This window comes from Candidatus Magnetominusculus dajiuhuensis, from assembly GCF_046044395.1.
GTDB classification, from domain to species: domain Bacteria; phylum Nitrospirota; class Thermodesulfovibrionia; order Thermodesulfovibrionales; family Magnetobacteriaceae; genus Magnetominusculus; species Magnetominusculus dajiuhuensis.
This window is the reverse complement of sequence record NZ_JBJUSG010000088.1, coordinates 1-16,341: the sequence shown is the minus strand read 5'-3', so window position 1 is coordinate 16,341 and position 16,341 is coordinate 1. Positions and strand designations below refer to the sequence as shown.

The following is a 16,341-nucleotide window of genomic DNA, read 5'->3' as shown; positions in this document are numbered from 1 at the left end:
GGGATGCCCTCGCAGGGAAATCAACGGGTGTAGTTATTTAGACGCTTACAAAGAATCAGAGGAACCAATGCGCGTTATGACACTGGGGGTTATGATACCAATTATATTTTGATATGTGAGATGCTCTGATATGTTGGGATATTACCATATGAACAAAGAGAAAAACGCGGCAAAAAATAGGGCACTCTTTCTTCGGTAATAATAGCACGGGTTGCCCTGATGCGGGGCTTGCCTATCTGAATCTGAAATTTGTATAATTACCTATGTCCGAAATCGAATACCACATGCCGGAGGGTTTTCTTATCTCCACCGCCGAGGCCGCTGTCAAAAAGCCCGGACGTAAGGATATTGCTATTATCTACTCTACCGTCAGCGCCGTTGCCTCCGCCGTGTTTACCTCGAATCTCGTTAAGGCCGCCCCCGTTATTTTAGACGCCGAGAGGATAGTCGGCGGCAAGGGTAGGGCAATCGTTGCCAATAGCGGTAACGCTAATGCCTGCACCGGCAAGCGCGGTATCAAAGATGCTCAGAGGATGTCTCTTGCCGTCTCAGGGACTATAAAGAATTGCCCCGACTCCGAGGTGTTCGTAGCCTCAACAGGTGTCATCGGCACCCCACTTCCTATTTTTCGCATGACCCCAAAAATCAGAGAGGCCGCAAAACATATCGGGGACTCAACGCTGCTTGACGCCGCCCGCGCCGTCATGACCACCGATTCGTTCCCCAAAATAGCCTCGAAACGGCTTACCATCTCCGGTAAACCCGTAACCATTGCGGCTATCGCAAAAGGCGCCGGTATGATTTGCCCAAACATGGCCACAATGCTCTGCTTTGTCCTGACAGACGCCTCTATCACTAAAGACGCCCTCGACGAGGCGCTTACTTTGGCCTGTGATAACTCCTTTAACCGCATCACCGTAGATGGAGATATGAGCACCAATGACACTATCCTTGTCCTCGCAAACAGGCTTGCCGCAAACACCACCATCCGCTCTGGCACTTACGGCTTCGACGCCTTTACATATGCCCTTTCAGAAGTCCTGATGAGCCTCGCCGAGATGGTCGTAAGAGACGGCGAAGGGGCCACTAAGGTTATGAGGGTGCTGGTAAAAGGTACACAATACAAACGCGACGCCCTGATTATCGCAAGGGCAATAGCAAATTCTCCATTGGTTAAAACGGCCATTTACGGCTGTGACGCTAACTGGGGACGGGTTATTGCCGCCGCTGGTTCCTCCGGAGTTGCCTTCGACCCCAATACGGTGGATATATTTTTTGGCAGCGTAAGGGTGGCTAAAAAGGGGCTGACAACCAACAAAGACGCGGAGGCCGCAGAGGAGTTAAAGGCTGACGCCGTGACAATTACGATTGATTTTAAGATGGGCAAGGCATCCGCGCAGGTGTTGGGCTGTGATTTGACAGAGGAGTACATCAAAATCAATGCCGACTACAGGACTTGAAATTATAGCTATAAGAATATCTGCTAATTATAATTATAATATCGTCTGGTAAAGATAATTTTAATTAACTTACCTACTACAACTTGACAAGCGAATTAGTTTGTGCTAATATAGGTTCATAAGCGCCTCGTTCCTCCCCCAAAACCGTCGCCCGTTAGCGGGCGGCGGTTTTATTTTGTTGTTACCAAAGGGGGCAGGTGTTTGCGGTAACAATAGTATTTATCAACCGGCTCAAAGATTTTTGAGAAAAAACAATTGCAATTCGGTTATAATAGCGGTCTATGGTTAAATATTGGAGACTGTCTTGTGTTTGTATAACTGGAACTTATTGTTTTAAAAGGGAGATTTTAAATAAGTTGGAAAAGGCCCCCATATGAACGCCCTCGTTACTGGTGGGACGGGTTTTATTGGCAGCCACTTGGTCGAGGAACTTATCAGGCGGGGATATAATGTCTCGTGTCTTGTTCGCAACACATCAAGGCTCTCATGGCTGGAAGGTTTTCCTGTTACCCTTATTCAGGGCGACTGCCGGACTGTTGAGCCGTTGAGGGATTGTCCTGGTGATTTTGATTATATTTTTCATCTTGCCGGGGTTACGAAGACCTCGTCCTCCGATGAGTTCTATTGCACGAACTCTAAAGGCACTGCCAATTTTTTAGAGACAGTTGGGCGCAATAACAAGATCAAGAGGTTTGTCTATCTCAGTACGCTTGCGGCCGCCGGGCCGTGCAGGGACGAAGTTCCCGCCAATATCTCCTCAATACCGCAGCCTGTCTCGGACTACGGCAAGAGTAAGCTGGAGGCCGAACAATGTGTTCTCAAGTATAAAGATGATATTCCTGTTACGATTATTCGCCCGCCCGCCGTCTATGGACCCAGAGACAAGGACATGTTCATCATTTTTAAGATGATTTATCATGGTGTATTCCCTCACTGGGGCGACTCTTACTACTCCATGATCTATGTCGAGGACCTTGTCAGGGCGGTCGTAGATTCTGTTGACACCGATAAGGCTATAGGAAATATGTACTATCTTTCTGACCTTAACATCTACAGCGGTTTAGACATCGCCAACGCCATAGCCGAGGAGCTAAACTGCCATTATCTGAAGATAAAAGTCCCAAAATTTCTTATGCATCCTATTGCCAGTATCTCCGAAAAAATCTTAAAACATAGTATAATCAACTCAGACAAGATCAGAGAGTTAAACTATACCCATTGGACATGTAATAGCGACAATGCGGTGAATGACCTTGGTTTTGACCCTAAAGTCTGTTTAAAGGAAGGTATTAAGTGGACGGCAAACTGGTACAAGATACACAAATGGCTGTAAACAAGGGCATTTTTGACAAATGCTATCGTTTTGACCTTGCGAAGGGGTATATATCATCGGGCCTGTATCCCTATTTCAGGCCGATAGAGAGCGCCCAGGACCCTGTTGTCGTTATGTATGGCCGACGGGTTATCATGGTTGGCTCGAACAATTATCTCGGGCTTGCAAACCACCCCAAGGTCAAAGAGGCTGCTATTGCGGCTACCATGAAGTATGGCACCGGCTGTGCTGGCTCACGGTTTTTAAATGGCACTCTGGACATCCATGTCCAGCTCGAAGAGAAACTTGCACGCTTTATTGGCAAGGAGGCCGCGTTGATATTCACAACGGGCTTTCAGGTGAACCTTGGGGTCATCTCTGCCCTTGTCGGCAAGGACGATGTAGTTGTCCTTGATAAGCTTGACCATGCCAGTATAATTGATGGCTGCCGCCTCTCTTACGGTGGTGTAAGGAAATTCCGCCACAATGACATGGAAGACTATGAGCGTGTGCTTGCCGATTCACAAGGCAAGGGAACGCTTACTGTGGTTGACGGCGTATTCAGCATGGAGGGGGACATCGTAAACCTGCCTGACCTTGTGAAAATAGCAAAAAAATACGGCTCCAAAATCATGATAGACGACGCTCACGGCATAGGTGTGCTTGGAAAGACCGGACGCGGCACCGCGGAGCATTTCGGCCTCGAAAAAGAAGTTGATTTGATTATGGGCACATACAGCAAGTCCCTTGCATCAATAGGCGGCTTTATCGCCGGAGACAAGGACATCATCCACTACATCAAGCACTTTGCCAGGCCGCTGATTTTCAGCGCAAGCCCAACCCCTGCCTCAGTCGCCTCGGTGAGTGCGGCAATTGATATTATCGAATCTGAGCCTGAGAGGATTGCGGCACTGTGGCGTAATACCTATAAAATGCTTGCTGGATTTAAGGGTATGGGGTTTGAGGTCGGCCTTACTGAAAGCCCGATAATCCCAATTCTGGTCGGCGACGATATACTGGCCTTTAAGATGGCTATGAAGCTGCAGGAGATGGGCGTTTTTGTAAATGTTGCCGTCAGCCCGGCGGTCGCCCCAGGCAAGGCACTTGTCAGGACCAGTTACATGGCCACTCATACGGATGAACATCTGGACATCGTCCTTGATGCGTTTCAGAAAATAGGAAAAGAGTTTGAGGTCATACAATGAGCGAACCTATTATTGTTGCCGCGGTAACGACTCCCAAGGAGCTGAGCCTCTTCGTTAAATTGCCGCTGCTCCTTTACGCGGGTGACCCATTGTACAGCCCTCAACTGACGAAAGATTTAAAGCATCACTTTTCAAATGAGAACCCATTTCTCGGATTTTCCACAGTAAAATATTATCTGGCCTTTAGGGGCAAGCCCAACGGCGAAAAAAACTGTGTGGGCAGGGTTGCCTCAATCATAAATAGGCGCCACCTTGAGTTTCATAACGACGGCGTGGGGTTTTTTGGATTTTTCGAGTGCGTTAACGACGCCGCTGTGGCGGCCTCATTACTTGACGCTGTAAGAGGGGACCTCAGGCAAGCCGGTCTCACTATCATGCGCGGCCCTATGAGTTTTTCTACCAACGAGGAATGCGGTTTTTTATTAGATGGGTTTAATCTCCCGCCGATGATTATGACGCCGTATAATCCGCCATATTATAATGATTTAATGCGCTCCTATGCTATGGACAAGGTAAAGGACCTCTACGCCTATATCGTGGATGTCCCTGAGGTTATGCCGGAGAAGGTCTATCGCGCCGCCGTGATTGCCGAAAGGCGTGGCATCACAGTCAGGAATATCTCTATGAATGACTTAACCGGAGACCTTATGAAGTTCAAGGATTTATACAATGCGGCGTGGAAGGCAAACTGGGGCTTTGTCCCGATGACCGGCGAGGAGATAGTTTACACAGGCAAGCAGATGCAGCAGATAATCTACCCTGAGACTGTCGCCATAGCCGAGTACGGCTCTGAGACGGTGGGTTTTCTGGGTCTCATTCCCGACGCCAACTTTGTCCTTAGGGCTATGGGCGGAAAAATGAATCCCATTACGATAGCCAAGGCCCTTTATTTATCGAAAAAAATCAGGGACGCCCGTCTCATGCTCCTCGGCACAAAGGCCGGGTTTAGAAACAAGGGAGTTGATGGCCTTCTGTTTCGCGAGGCATTTAAGGGCTGCAAAAAGCACAAGATACAACGTGTGGAGTTTTCGTGGATATTAGAAGACAACCTCCCTGTTCAGGCGCTTATCAGGATGATAGGCGGCACACTGTATAAGACATACCGTATATACGAAATCGCCGTCTGATAATGTTTTATCATTAACAAATTTATGCTCATGGGCGAGTAAAGGGGGCGGGTAACTGTCGCCATTTTGACCGGGTTGCACAAGATTTCCTAAAGTGATTTTGATTTCTGTCCACAAATTATTTTACTATAGGTGGAGAAAGGCAATCTGCTACAGGAGGAGCCGAACATGAGCAATGGCACATTAAGCAAACCAATATTCCCTATCGTAGTTTTGATATTAACAATCCTTTGCCTCAGCACGTTAGCAGCAGCGAATGTACCTGCAGAGGTACCCTCTGCCGCACAGTCATATGGCAAACTGCCGATAGCCTTTGAGGCAAACGAGGGGCAGACAGACCCGAAAGTCAAATATACTGCTAAAGGGCAGGGATATACCCTTTTTCTGACGCCTCAGGAGTTTGTGCTGGGCATGGCGGCTCATAACGCAGAGAAGGACAAGATAAAAGCAGCCGCCGTCTGGATAAAATTTGTAAATCCAGACACTAAAACAATAACCGGCGTTGACGAGCTTGAGGGGAAATCCAATTACTTTATCGGCAATGACCCTCAGAAATGGCGTACCAACGTGCCGACATACCAAAAAGTGAGATATGAAGAGATATATCATGGCATTGACCTCGTTGTTTACGGCAACCAACATCAGATAGAATACGATTTTGTTGTCGCTCCTCACGCCGATTATAAACAAATTTCCTTCAAGGTAGAAGGAGCTAAAACGCTGAAGACAGATAAAGACGGCAACCTGATAATCGCCTCAAAGGGCGGTAAAATGCTCATGCACAAGCCCCTCGTTTATCAGGAAAGCGATGGCGTAAGGCAGGAAGTAAAGGGCAGATATGCGGTTGGCAAGGGCAATCTGGTAAGTTTCAACGTGGCCGGATATGACAAGGATAAGGCATTGGTTATTGACCCCACACTTGCCTATTCCACGTATCTTGGCGGTAGTAATAGCAGCAGTTATGGTGATCGTGGCAACGGCATAACGGTAGATTCCTCAGGCAACGCCTATGTGGCCGGATACGCATACTCAACAGATTTTCCAACAACAACCGGCGCATATCAGACGACTTTGAAAGCAAACCCTAATGCCTTTATAACAAAACTAAACGCCACCGGCACAGCCCTTGTGTACTCTACATACCTCGGCGGCAGCGGCGGCAGCAGCAGTTATGGTGATATTGGCAATGCCATAGCGGTAGATTCCTCAGGCAACGCCTATATTACCGGGGCTGCATACTCAAGAGATTTTCCTGTAACAACCGGCGCATATCAGACTACTCTGAAAGGGAGCAATAACGCCTTTATAACCAAACTAAACGCCACCGGCAATGCCCTTGTTTATTCTACACTGGTTGGCGGCAGCAATACCTACACTGGGGATTCCAGCTACGGCATAGCGATAGATTCCTCTGGCAACGCCTATATTACCGGCACCACAGCCTCAAGAGATTTCCCTGTAACAACGGGCGCATTTCAGACTACTCTGAAAAGTTCCTCCGGCAATGTCTTTGTAACAAAGCTAAACGCTACCGGCACCGCCCTTGTGTACTCCACATACCTTGGCGGCAGCAGTTATGGTGATTATGCCTATAGCATAGCGGTAGATTCCTCAGGCAGCGCCTACGTTACCGGACTTACATGGTCAACAGATTTTCCTGTGACAACGGGCGCATTTCAGACTACTCAGAGTGGGTTAAAAAGTTGTCCCTATGTAACAAAACTAAACGCTGGCGGCACCGCCCTCGTGTACTCAACTTTTCTTGGCGGTAGCAATGGCGGGTATAGCGTCGGCATAGCGGTAGATTCCTCAGGTTATGCCTATGTGGTTGGAACTGATTTCTCAACAGATTTTCCAACCACAACTGGTGCGTTTCAGACTACCCTGAAAGGACGCTCTAACGCGTTTATAACCAAACTAAACACTATCGGCACAGCCCTTGTTTATTCTACGCTGCTTGGCGGTAGTAGCGGTGGCGCTTACGCTGATGAGGGCAACGGCATAAGGGTAGATTCCTCAGGCAATGCCTATATTACCGGCTCTACCTCATCAACAGATTTTCCTGTAACAACGGGCGCGTTTCAATCTACTCTGAAAGGAGCCACAAACGCGTTTATAACCAAACTAAACCCCACCGGCACAGCCCTTGTTTATTCTACTTTTCTTGGCGGTAGTATTAGTGGCAACCTTGGTGATACTGGCAGCGGCATAGCAATAGACTCCTCAGGCGACGCCTATGTTACCGGATTTGCAAAATCAACGGATTTTCCAACAACAACGGGCGCATTTCAGACCACTCTGAAAGGGGCATACAATACTTTTATAACGAAGTTATCGCTTTCATCGCCGGATTATTACTATAAGCTGAGTGTGAGCAAATCCGGAAGTGGTACAATAACAAGCTCACCATCGGGGATAAGTTGTGGTTTGACATGTGAATCAACATATACGTCAGGCACATCGGTAACGCTAACGGCAACCGCCGGTGCCGGTTCTGCTTTTTCAGGTTGGACAGGATGTGATTCCACAAGCAGCGATCAATACCAATGCACTGTTAATATGTCATCGGCCAAAACTGTAACAGCAACATTTACGTCGTCGTCAACGACTTACATTCTTACCACATCGAAGACCGGAACGGGCACGGGCACGATTACAAGCTCACCATCGGGATTAAACTGCGGCTCAAATTATACGTCATGTACGTGGTCTTATACGTCCGGCACATGGGTAACGCTGACGCCAACGCCGGATAACAACTCGGTTTTTTCAGGCTGGTCAGGGTGTGATTCGACAAACGGTTCTCAGTGTATTGTCACAATGTCGGCGGCAAAAACCGTAACGGCAACCTTTACGGCATCGTCGTCAGCTACTTATGCCCTTACTGTAACGAAATCAGGCACGGGGTCAGGCACTGTAACGCCGTCAAGTGGAGCCATCAGTTGGAGTGGCAGCACTGGCACCGCGTCATATACCGCAGGCCAATCAGTAACGCTGACGGCAACTGCCGCTTCCGGTTCAGCTTTTTCAGGCTGGAGCGGGTGCGATACGTCAAGCGGCACTTCCTGTACCGTTGCGATGTCATCGGCAAAAACCATAACAGCAACCTTTACGTCATCCGGGGCATCAGACAGTGCAACCGCCAGAGCGGCAATTAATGCGATATATAGCGAATATGCGTCGTGGTTTGGGACAACATCCGGAAGTCTATACGTTGGCACGTCCGGCTCGGCTTCATACTATTGCCAATGGTTTACCAATGGAGCCGCGCTTGTGGCATGGACAGATGGAACTATTTATACTTATTACAACGGTACATGGTTCAGTTTAGGCGTAAGCTGGCAACTATTAGGAAAGGCGGCCACAGGGATTACCGCAATCTATAATCAATACACGTCGTGGTTTGGGACGACATCTGGAAGCATATACATTGGTACGTCCGGTTCATCAACATACTATGTCCAATGGTTTACCAATGGAGCCGCCCTCGTAGCCTGGACAGATGGAACTATGCTTACCTATTACAACGGTACCTGGTACAGTTTAGGGGTAAACTGGAAGTAATAAAGGATATAAATCCCGAAATCTACGGCCCTGGCGGCATTTGTATTAAACGGAAAAGACGGCTTAGTATAAGAAGTCCCTCTTTTCCGTCCCTCTTACTTTTCAGTGAGTATTTTTTCGAATTCGACGATGAGAGACGGGACATCCACTGCAACCGTCTGCCAAACGACATCAAGATTAATATCAAAATAGGCATGAATGAGCCTGTTTCTCATATTGACTATGCTCTTCCATGGAATATTAGGATACTTTTCACGGCAATCCTTTGAAATACTCGTTGCAGCCTCCCCTATAATCTCAATGTCTTTGACGAGTGAAAGCGTGAGCATACGATTTTTATCCAGTGATCTCCTCGTCTTGCCTTGAGTAAATGAAATGGCTTCCTTCGCTGCATCAAGCATATGACGCATACGAATCTTATCTTCCCTGCCGCACATACTGCACCTCTGCCGATTCGACCACTTCCTTACGAAAGTAGCGGCTTAAATCTTCGGGTGTCCTCAAGTCCACTTTATGCCCGATAATTTCGCTCAACGCTATCTCCATACCCGATAGGGTTATAAGGCCGGGTATATATTCAGGCTCAAACTCGACAAGAAGGTCAATGTCGCTCTTCGGCCTAAAATTGCCATGCTGGTATGAGCCAAACAATGACAGTTTCAGAATATGATGCCGCTTGCAAAACTCAGCGATCTCGCTCTTTGGTAAAGTCAAATGCCCCCCTTAATTTTATGATGGGCAAGGTTAGTCGAATAGATCCTTGACGTTAATCTCAAGGCCAGCGATGGTTTTAGACCTGGCCACGCCTTCAAGCTCTGCATATGAATGTCTTACATATTTACCGTTGTCAATGGTTAAGACCTCAATAGCTCTAAAGTCTGACAGGACAAGCCAGTATTCGGGTACGCCGTATTTTTCGTATATCGCCTTCTTAACAGAAACGTCCCTATCATAGCTACCCGGAGATACTATCTCGCAAACCATATCCGGTACACCTCTTATCCAGTCACTTGCAATATTCAGGTTTTCTTTCCTGATAAAAAGTATATCCGGTTGAAGCCGGTTAACCCCTTCCTCGAAAATAACGTCCAAAGGAGTATGGACATATTATATCATCTGCCTTAAAACTTTGTCGATAACCTGAAAGAGCACTCCGGCCTGGAGAGAAGAAAAGTGGGACAGATTTATTTCTAATCTCATGGTATTAAACGGAAAAGACGGCCTTATATAAGAATGCCCTCTTTTCCGTTTAAACGTTTTATAAGGCTGATTAGCAGCCTGCTACTGCCTTCCTTACGGTTGTGCCTTTGTCAGTTGTCTCGACTGTTACCTTCGAGCCCTTATCTATGCCGGGCTTTACCGCACACTTGCCTTCGCACTTGATGGTCTTCTTTGCGTTGCCGGCCTTTTCGTCCAGCACTACAATGGATACCACCTCATCACCCTTCTTGTCGATAGAATCGATCACTCCTACTATTTTCTCACCAGCGAATAACGCAGTTGCCACTACTAAGAGCGATACGATCATAAGAATCAGTGTCAGCTTTTTCATCAATTCACCCCCTTTTCTTCAATTCGATTTAATATGCCCCTTATTCTGCCTGGCTATGTCAGGCAGAAGACTATAACATTTCATAGTTATACGTGTCAATCGAAAAAAATTCTCAAGAGCGATTTTTTTTATGGTGAGGGTAAAGACTGATTACCGCCTCTTACAGGGCAAAACGCATGTAGAGTAAAATTATGCAGAAATTGGCTATCCAGTTGGCTTTGGTAGATGGTCCTCTGGATTCCAGCCTTCGCTGGAATGACAAAAAAAGAGGCTGGAATGACAAAAATGAGGACGGAATGACGGATGAAGGTGTTTATCTGTTCTGCTTTTGTCTGTCATTCCAGCGAAGGCTGGAATCCAGGAAAGGAATTTTCTATTGTAACGTTCTAATGCGTTTGCCCTGCCGCCCCTTAAAATATCCCTGAAAAAAATGTTTCGTTTGTGTATAATACCCGCATGGAAGACAATATAGCGACAGGAAACGTTGTCCTGCCAGCAATCACAGCAACAGGTGAATGTCGTGCAGCGCTTAAATTAGGGCTTCCCAAGGGCAGCCTTCAGGAATCTACGTTTAAATTGTTTAAAAAGGCCGGTTACCGCGTGTCCGTGTCTTCGCGGTCATATTTTCCCACATTCGATGATGTAGAGATTCAGTCCATGCTGATACGGGCGCAGGAGATGGCGCGTTATGTGGAAAACGGTATTCTTGACTGCGGCCTCACAGGTCTTGACTGGATTTTAGAGCAGAACTCCGATGTCCATACGGTGGCTGAGCTAAACTATGCCAAAGAAGGTTTAAAGCCTGTGAAATGGGTGGTCGCCGTGCCAAATGACAGCCCTATCAAAAAATTGGAAGATTTAAACGGCAAGCGTATCGCAACGGAACTCGTCGGCTTCACAACAAGATTTCTTAAAGAACACGGGGTTGAGGCGGTTGTTGATTTCTCATGGGGCGCTACAGAGGTAAAACCACCGCTGCTGGCAGACGCGATTGTTGAGTTGACTGAGACGGGTTCGTCGCTGAGGGCAAATAACCTGCGTATCGTTGGCGAGCCTATTTTAGTGTCAACGACGCGTTTTATCGCTAATTTAAAGGCAATGGAAGACCCGTGGAAGAAAGAGAAGATTGAAAACATCGTCATGCTCTTGCAAGGCGCACTGGCCGCCGAGGAACTCGTAGGGCTTAAGATGAACGTGCCAAAGGCCGCGCTGTCTGAGCTTGTGGTAATTCTTAAAGAGCTTCATGGGCTGCACTCCCCCACAGTATCAGAGCTTATGGACAGGGACTGGGCCGCTATTGAGTTGATAACCAAAGAGCGAAGCGTCAGGGACCTTATTCCAATGCTCAAGAAGGCCGGGGCATCCGGCATTGTAGAGTATCAGTTAAATAAAGTTATACCATAATTTTTTTTTGCGGCAGCCTGTTAATTTGCGTCAGTTTGTTAGAGGAACAAGTGATCGAAGACCTGATAAAACCCAACATCAAGGCGTTAAAGGCCTATGCTATTGAAGCACAGCCGTGTTCAATAAGGCTTGACGCCAATGAAAGTCCGTATGGATTTCCATTGGAGATGCCCGCTGTTCAGACGAACAGGTACCCCGACCCCGATGCCGTTTCTTTGAGGGAATTTCTATCATCGTACTATACCGTTGAGCCGGAGTGTATCCTTTTGGGCAACGGCTCTGACGAGCTTATATCTTATCTGCTTACCGCGGTGGGCGGCCCGGTTGTCATCCCGTCGCCGACGTTTTCTATGTACCGCATAATTGCTGAATCCCTTGGTGAACAATACCTCATGGTGCCCCTTGACGAGCAGTTTGACCTTGATATGGAGGCCATGCTTGGGGCAATAGAAAAAGAAAACCCAAAACTAATCTTCCTGTCACGGCCAAATAACCCCACCGGAAACTCGTTTAAGTTCGGGAAGGTCGTGGAAATTATAGAAAAGTCCAGAGGTCTTGTCGTTGTTGACGAGGCGTATCAGCCGTTTTCGCCGCGCGGGGATTCCTTTATTGATTTGCTGCCGCGTTATAAGAATCTGCTTGTTATGCGCACACTTAGTAAAATAGGGATGGCAGCGTTGCGCCTTGGTTTCCTGCTTGGCGATAAAACCCTCATTGAGGCGATAAATAAAGTACGGCTTCCCTATAATGTCAACTCGCTGTCTCAGGCCGCCGCGCTTGAGATACTTGAGGATGAGCAGGCGATAAATACTTGTATTAACAACGTGATGGACGAAAGGGATAAACTGTTTTCAGAGTTGTTGAAGCTCAAAGGGATTAGGGCATACCCATCTGACGCCAATTTTATTTTGTTTAAATTGGATATGTACAGCCCTTTGACTGCCGGTGCCCTCCACAAAAGGCTCATAGCGGACGATATTTTAATAAAGAAACTTGCCGGTGGCGGCCCGCTTCATAACTGTTTTCGGGTAACAGTAGGGACGCCAAAAGAAAACGCCGCCTTTATAACAAGCCTGAAAAAAATAATTGAGGAGACAAATAAATGAGAAAAAGTAATGTGCACAGAGAAACAACAGAGACAAACGTTACGGTCGGGCTGAATCTTGACGAGTACAGTGCCTCAGGTATAAGCACACAGATACCGTTTCTAAACCACATGCTTGATTTGGCGTCCAGACACGGCCACTTCACGCTTAAAGTTGACGCCTCCGGCGATACAGATGTTGACTACCACCACCTGATGGAGGATATTGGGATTACTTTGGGGGATGCAATTAACAAGGCAGTCGGCGATAAACATGGCATAAACCGCTACGGCTCTGCCAGTGTGCCGATGGACGAAAGCCTCGCCGAGGTCATCATAGATTTAAGCGGCAGGCCATATCTGGTTTATAACGTAAGTGATACGAGCGGCTTTCTCAAAGACCTGCAGGTGTCGCTCTTTGAGGACTTCTTCAGGGGGCTTTGCAGCCACGGGCTGTTTAATCTTCACATACGGCTTCACTACGGGCGCGACACGCACCACATCTATGAGGCCATATTTAAAGCCTTCGGCAGGGCGCTCTCTGCCGCCGCCGCTATAAATCCAAAAACCAAGGGTGTGCCCTCCACCAAGGGGACCCTTTAGGAGGCAGCAGCGCATGTCCATTGATATCGCACCTTTTATCGGCAAGCTCTCAGAGATATTCAGGGCCTCTGACGCGCTCTACGTTAATTCTCAGAATCACTATGTTACGGCAGGGGGAGAACCATTTTCGTGCGCCGGATGTCCTGAGAACTGTTGCACGACGGTGTTTTACCACTACACACTTATTGAGTATTTTTTTCTGGCCGAGGGGTTGTCTCAAATAACCGACCCTGTAATGGCAGAGGCCATTGCGCAACGCTCTCAGGAGTACTACTTGGAGATAGTCAGAAACCCGTTTAAGACCGATTCGTTGAGGATAATGTGTCCTCTGAATTTTGACGGCAAGTGCGTGGTGTATGAAAACAGGCCGCTGATCTGCCGCGTCCATGGGGTACCGTCATCGCTTAATCAGCCGGGCAAGGCTGCTCAACGCTGGGACGGCTGCAAGAGGTTTTTGGAGTTTCATGGCGGCAAGGACTTCCCCGTCGCCATAGACCGCACACCGTTTTATACGCAGATAGCCGCCCTTGAGGCGCAGCTCAGAAAGGAGATGGTCTATTTTCAGAAATACAAAAAGACCATCGCTGAAATGATAATTGACTTTATCAGAGACGAGCCGTTTTTATCGCCCACTCCCGCGCCGCCCACATGTGCCGCTCCCACATGCCACAACAAGGCGTGTCAAACGCCAGGCCAAAGACAGGATACGTAGATGAACTCTGGCGTTATACGTAAGGCGCTGTGGAGTGAGATAACGCATGTGCTTCTGGATATGGACGGTACGCTGATAGATAAGTATTTTGACGACTATTTCTGGCGGCATCTCGTGCCGGAGAAATACGCTGAAAAACATGGAATTACCTTTGGGGCGGCGAAAGAGAGGCTCTTCGTAAAATACAAGGCGCGCGAAGGGACGCTGAGCTGGACAAACATAGACTTCTGGTCAGAGCAGTTGGAACTTGATATCCCCGCGTTAAACGAACAGGTACGCCATCTCCTTGAGGCGCACCCCCACGTGGAAGATTTTCTTACCGCCCTCAGGATTCACAAGAAACAGGTAATCCTTGCCACAAACGCCCACTACAAGACCATCGCCTTTAAGATGAAACACACGGAGCTGGGGAAATATTTCGACAAGGTCATCATGTCGTCGGACATGGGCTACCCAAAAGAGGACGAGGGGTTTTGGATAAACGCGCAAAGGGCGATAGGGTTTATTAAAGATACGACGTTGTTCATAGACGACACGATGGAGGTGGCGCAGAGTGCGGCCAGATTCGGCATCAAGTATGTGCTGGTAAAACACATGGCAAGCTCCATGGAAGACTCGGAATATACGGGGACGCTGCCGTATATAAATGATTTTAATGAGCTTCTGCCGTGATAACAGAGCGTGTGGATTTCCTTGTCATAGGAAGCGGGGTAGCGGGGCTGAGGGCGGCGTTTGAGGCGGCGGAGGCGGGACAGGTTTTTGTAATAACGAAAGATACGCTGAAGGAATCCTCAACCGAATACGCACAGGGGGGGGTTGCCGTTGCGCTGTGTGACGAGGACACAATCGGGATACACTTTGAAGACACAATAAAGGCAGGCGATGGGCTTTGCGTTGATGAGGCCGTGCGCACGCTGGTAAACGAAGGGCCGGAGCGCATCATGGAGTTGATATCATGGGGCGCGGAGTTTGACAAGTCGGACTCAAGGTTGATATTCACGCTTGAGGCGGCGCACTCAAGGCGGCGAATTCTCCATGCACACGGCGATTCAACCGGCAAAGAAATAGAGCGGGTGCTGATTAAGAAGGCGATGTCCATGCCTCAGATAAAGAAGTATTCGTTTGCGTATTTTTTAGACCTCATAGTTATTGATGGGCAATGCCACGGTGCCTACATGCTAAGGGACGGGCAGGTTACGGCGGTGCTTGCCGGGGCTACGATATTAGCAACGGGTGGGGCAGGGCAGGTGTTTTCGAGGACAACCAACCCGCTTGTGGCAACCGGCGATGGGTTGGCGGCGGCGTATCGTGCTGGGGCGGTGATGTCTGATATGGAATTTGTCCAGTTTCACCCGACGAGCCTCTATGCCTCAGGGGCACCGCAGTTTCTGATAAGCGAGGCGTTAAGGGGTGAAGGCGCGGTAATACGCAACATCCATAAGGAGAGGTTTATGGGGTTATACCACCCCGACGCAGAGCTTGCCACAAGGGATGTAGTTGCCAGGGCAATTGTGTCGGAGATGGTCAGGACAAAGAGCCATCACGTATATCTGGACATCACGCATTTGGACAAGGAATTCATAAAGACGCGTTTTCCAATGATTTACAAGACCTGCTTAAAATACGATATAGATATAACGACAGAGCTGATACCAGTGTCACCGGCGGCGCATTATATGATGGGCGGGGTGAGGACGGACATTGACGGCAGGACGACAATTAAGGGATTGTTTGCGGCGGGAGAGGTAGCGTGTACGGGGGTTCACGGGGCAAACAGGCTTGCAAGCAACAGCCTGCTTGAGGGCCTGGTCTTTGGCGCCCGTGCAGGCAAGACAGCCGTCAATGAGTGGGATGCTACGAAAGACATGGGACCTGAGCTGCGGTTAAATATCGCAGAGCAAGGCCGTATTGAAAATCCCGATGAGGTAAGAAGCACAATCAGACGTGTAATGTGGGAGAAGGCCGGCATAATAAGAAGCGCCGAGTCATTGAATGAGGCGTTAGAAGTCTTCACATCCCTCCGTCACGTTACGGAACTCACATACCTTTCCCGATACGAAAATGAAATAAAAAACATCCTGCAAACGGCAGAGCTGATAGTGAAATCGGCCTTAGAGAGAAAAACCAGCATAGGGGCGCATTATAGGAGCGACTGACGACGCCCTATTGATTGACTCCAATATAAGAATTTGGAAGAGCAGCCTACCCGCGTTTAGTATCATGTGTTTCATGGACTCTATATTGATTTAAAAGTTATTACAGCTAAGTAAGCGTCTAAATAACTACACCCGTTGATTTCCCTGCGAGGGCATCCCTAT

At 48.2% G+C, this 16,341-nt stretch carries 15 protein-coding genes; 11 read left to right on the top strand and 4 right to left on the bottom strand.

The window, feature by feature from the left end:
• The first annotated feature begins 263 nt into the window (after positions 1–263).
• The 5 genes from argJ (at position 264) to AB7D94_RS12010 (ending at position 8,668) form a co-directional block, all read left to right on the top strand.
• Positions 264–1,460, top strand: a complete 1,197-nt coding sequence (gene argJ / locus AB7D94_RS12030; RefSeq protein ID WP_420266129.1) for a bifunctional glutamate N-acetyltransferase/amino-acid acetyltransferase ArgJ — start codon at positions 264–266, stop codon at positions 1,458–1,460.
• A 373-nt stretch (positions 1,461–1,833) separates the two neighbouring features.
• Positions 1,834–2,793: an NAD-dependent epimerase/dehydratase family protein gene (locus AB7D94_RS12025; protein WP_420266128.1), complete on the top strand. Its 960-nt coding sequence runs from the start codon at positions 1,834–1,836 to the stop codon at positions 2,791–2,793.
• Positions 2,784–3,977, top strand: a complete 1,194-nt coding sequence (locus AB7D94_RS12020; RefSeq protein WP_420266130.1) for an aminotransferase class I/II-fold pyridoxal phosphate-dependent enzyme — start codon at positions 2,784–2,786, stop codon at positions 3,975–3,977. Before AB7D94_RS12025 ends, AB7D94_RS12020 begins: the two co-directional genes overlap by 10 nt.
• Positions 3,974–5,104 (top strand): N-acetyltransferase, encoded by a 1,131-nt coding sequence (locus AB7D94_RS12015; protein ID WP_420266127.1) that lies wholly within the window; start codon positions 3,974–3,976, stop codon positions 5,102–5,104. Before AB7D94_RS12020 ends, AB7D94_RS12015 begins: the two co-directional genes overlap by 4 nt.
• Positions 5,105–5,272: 168 nt before the next feature.
• The gene (locus tag AB7D94_RS12010) at positions 5,273–8,668 is read left to right on the top strand and encodes a DUF7948 domain-containing protein (RefSeq protein WP_420266126.1); all 3,396 of its coding nucleotides are present in this window, start codon (positions 5,273–5,275) and stop codon (positions 8,666–8,668) included.
• Positions 8,669–8,763: 95 nt separating this feature from the next.
• Here AB7D94_RS12010 and AB7D94_RS12005 read toward each other — a convergent pair whose 3' ends face one another.
• The 4 genes from AB7D94_RS12005 to AB7D94_RS11990 form a co-directional block, all read right to left on the bottom strand.
• Positions 8,764–9,105 (bottom strand): HepT-like ribonuclease domain-containing protein, encoded by a 342-nt coding sequence (locus AB7D94_RS12005; protein ID WP_420266125.1) that lies wholly within the window; start codon positions 9,103–9,105, stop codon positions 8,764–8,766.
• On the bottom strand, positions 9,086–9,382 hold the full coding sequence (locus AB7D94_RS12000; protein WP_420266124.1) for a nucleotidyltransferase family protein: 297 nt from the start codon (positions 9,380–9,382) through the stop codon (positions 9,086–9,088). The genes AB7D94_RS12005 and AB7D94_RS12000 overlap by 20 nt, the downstream gene beginning before the upstream one ends.
• 30 nt (positions 9,383–9,412) lie before the next feature.
• Positions 9,413–9,760 carry a Uma2 family endonuclease gene (locus AB7D94_RS11995; RefSeq protein WP_420266123.1) on the bottom strand — a complete coding sequence of 116 codons (348 nt, stop codon included), beginning with the start codon at positions 9,758–9,760 and terminating at the stop codon, positions 9,413–9,415.
• A 178-nt stretch (positions 9,761–9,938) separates the two neighbouring features.
• Complete coding sequence (locus tag AB7D94_RS11990; protein ID WP_420266122.1) at positions 9,939–10,220, bottom strand: hypothetical protein; 282 nt, start codon at positions 10,218–10,220, stop codon at positions 9,939–9,941.
• A gap of 456 nt (positions 10,221–10,676) precedes the next feature.
• Between AB7D94_RS11990 and hisG the strand changes: the two genes are divergently transcribed.
• The 6 genes from hisG to nadB are packed head-to-tail and all read left to right on the top strand — an operon-like array spanning position 10,677 to position 16,179.
• Positions 10,677–11,624: an ATP phosphoribosyltransferase gene (hisG, locus tag AB7D94_RS11985; RefSeq protein ID WP_420266121.1), complete on the top strand. Its 948-nt coding sequence runs from the start codon at positions 10,677–10,679 to the stop codon at positions 11,622–11,624.
• A gap of 50 nt (positions 11,625–11,674) precedes the next feature.
• Positions 11,675–12,730, top strand: a complete 1,056-nt coding sequence (gene hisC, locus AB7D94_RS11980) for a histidinol-phosphate transaminase (RefSeq protein WP_420266120.1) — start codon at positions 11,675–11,677, stop codon at positions 12,728–12,730.
• Entirely contained in the window at positions 12,727–13,311 is a 585-nt protein-coding gene (gene hisB / locus AB7D94_RS11975) for an imidazoleglycerol-phosphate dehydratase HisB (RefSeq protein WP_420266119.1), read from the top strand. The genes hisC and hisB overlap by 4 nt, the downstream gene beginning before the upstream one ends.
• Before the next feature lie 13 nt (positions 13,312–13,324).
• Positions 13,325–14,023 carry a hypothetical protein gene (locus AB7D94_RS11970; protein WP_420266118.1) on the top strand — a complete coding sequence of 233 codons (699 nt, stop codon included), beginning with the start codon at positions 13,325–13,327 and terminating at the stop codon, positions 14,021–14,023.
• Positions 14,024–14,695: a GMP/IMP nucleotidase gene (gene yrfG, locus AB7D94_RS11965; RefSeq protein ID WP_420266117.1), complete on the top strand. Its 672-nt coding sequence runs from the start codon at positions 14,024–14,026 to the stop codon at positions 14,693–14,695. It begins immediately after the preceding gene.
• Positions 14,692–16,179, top strand: coding sequence for an L-aspartate oxidase (gene nadB / locus AB7D94_RS11960; protein ID WP_420266116.1), 1,488 nt, complete (start codon positions 14,692–14,694; stop codon positions 16,177–16,179). Before yrfG ends, nadB begins: the two co-directional genes overlap by 4 nt.
• Positions 16,180–16,341: the final 162 nt, after the last annotated feature.

Excerpts from the sequence above, each read along its gene's own strand:
- argJ (WP_420266129.1), top strand. The coding sequence starts at position 264 with ATGTCCGAAATCGAATACCACATGCCGGAGGGTTTTCTTATCTCCACC.
- AB7D94_RS12025 (WP_420266128.1), top strand. The coding sequence starts at position 1,834 with ATGAACGCCCTCGTTACTGGTGGGACGGGTTTTATTGGCAGCCACTTG.
- AB7D94_RS12020 (WP_420266130.1), top strand. The coding sequence starts at position 2,784 with ATGGCTGTAAACAAGGGCATTTTTGACAAATGCTATCGTTTTGACCTT.
- AB7D94_RS12015 (WP_420266127.1), top strand. The coding sequence starts at position 3,974 with ATGAGCGAACCTATTATTGTTGCCGCGGTAACGACTCCCAAGGAGCTG.
- AB7D94_RS12010 (WP_420266126.1), top strand. The coding sequence starts at position 5,273 with ATGAGCAATGGCACATTAAGCAAACCAATATTCCCTATCGTAGTTTTG.
- AB7D94_RS12005 (WP_420266125.1), bottom strand. The coding sequence starts at position 9,105 with ATGTGCGGCAGGGAAGATAAGATTCGTATGCGTCATATGCTTGATGCA.
- AB7D94_RS11990 (WP_420266122.1), bottom strand. The coding sequence starts at position 10,220 with ATGAAAAAGCTGACACTGATTCTTATGATCGTATCGCTCTTAGTAGTG.
- hisG (WP_420266121.1), top strand. The coding sequence starts at position 10,677 with ATGGAAGACAATATAGCGACAGGAAACGTTGTCCTGCCAGCAATCACA.
- hisB (WP_420266119.1), top strand. The coding sequence starts at position 12,727 with ATGAGAAAAAGTAATGTGCACAGAGAAACAACAGAGACAAACGTTACG.
- AB7D94_RS11970 (WP_420266118.1), top strand. The coding sequence starts at position 13,325 with ATGTCCATTGATATCGCACCTTTTATCGGCAAGCTCTCAGAGATATTC.
- yrfG (WP_420266117.1), top strand. The coding sequence starts at position 14,024 with ATGAACTCTGGCGTTATACGTAAGGCGCTGTGGAGTGAGATAACGCAT.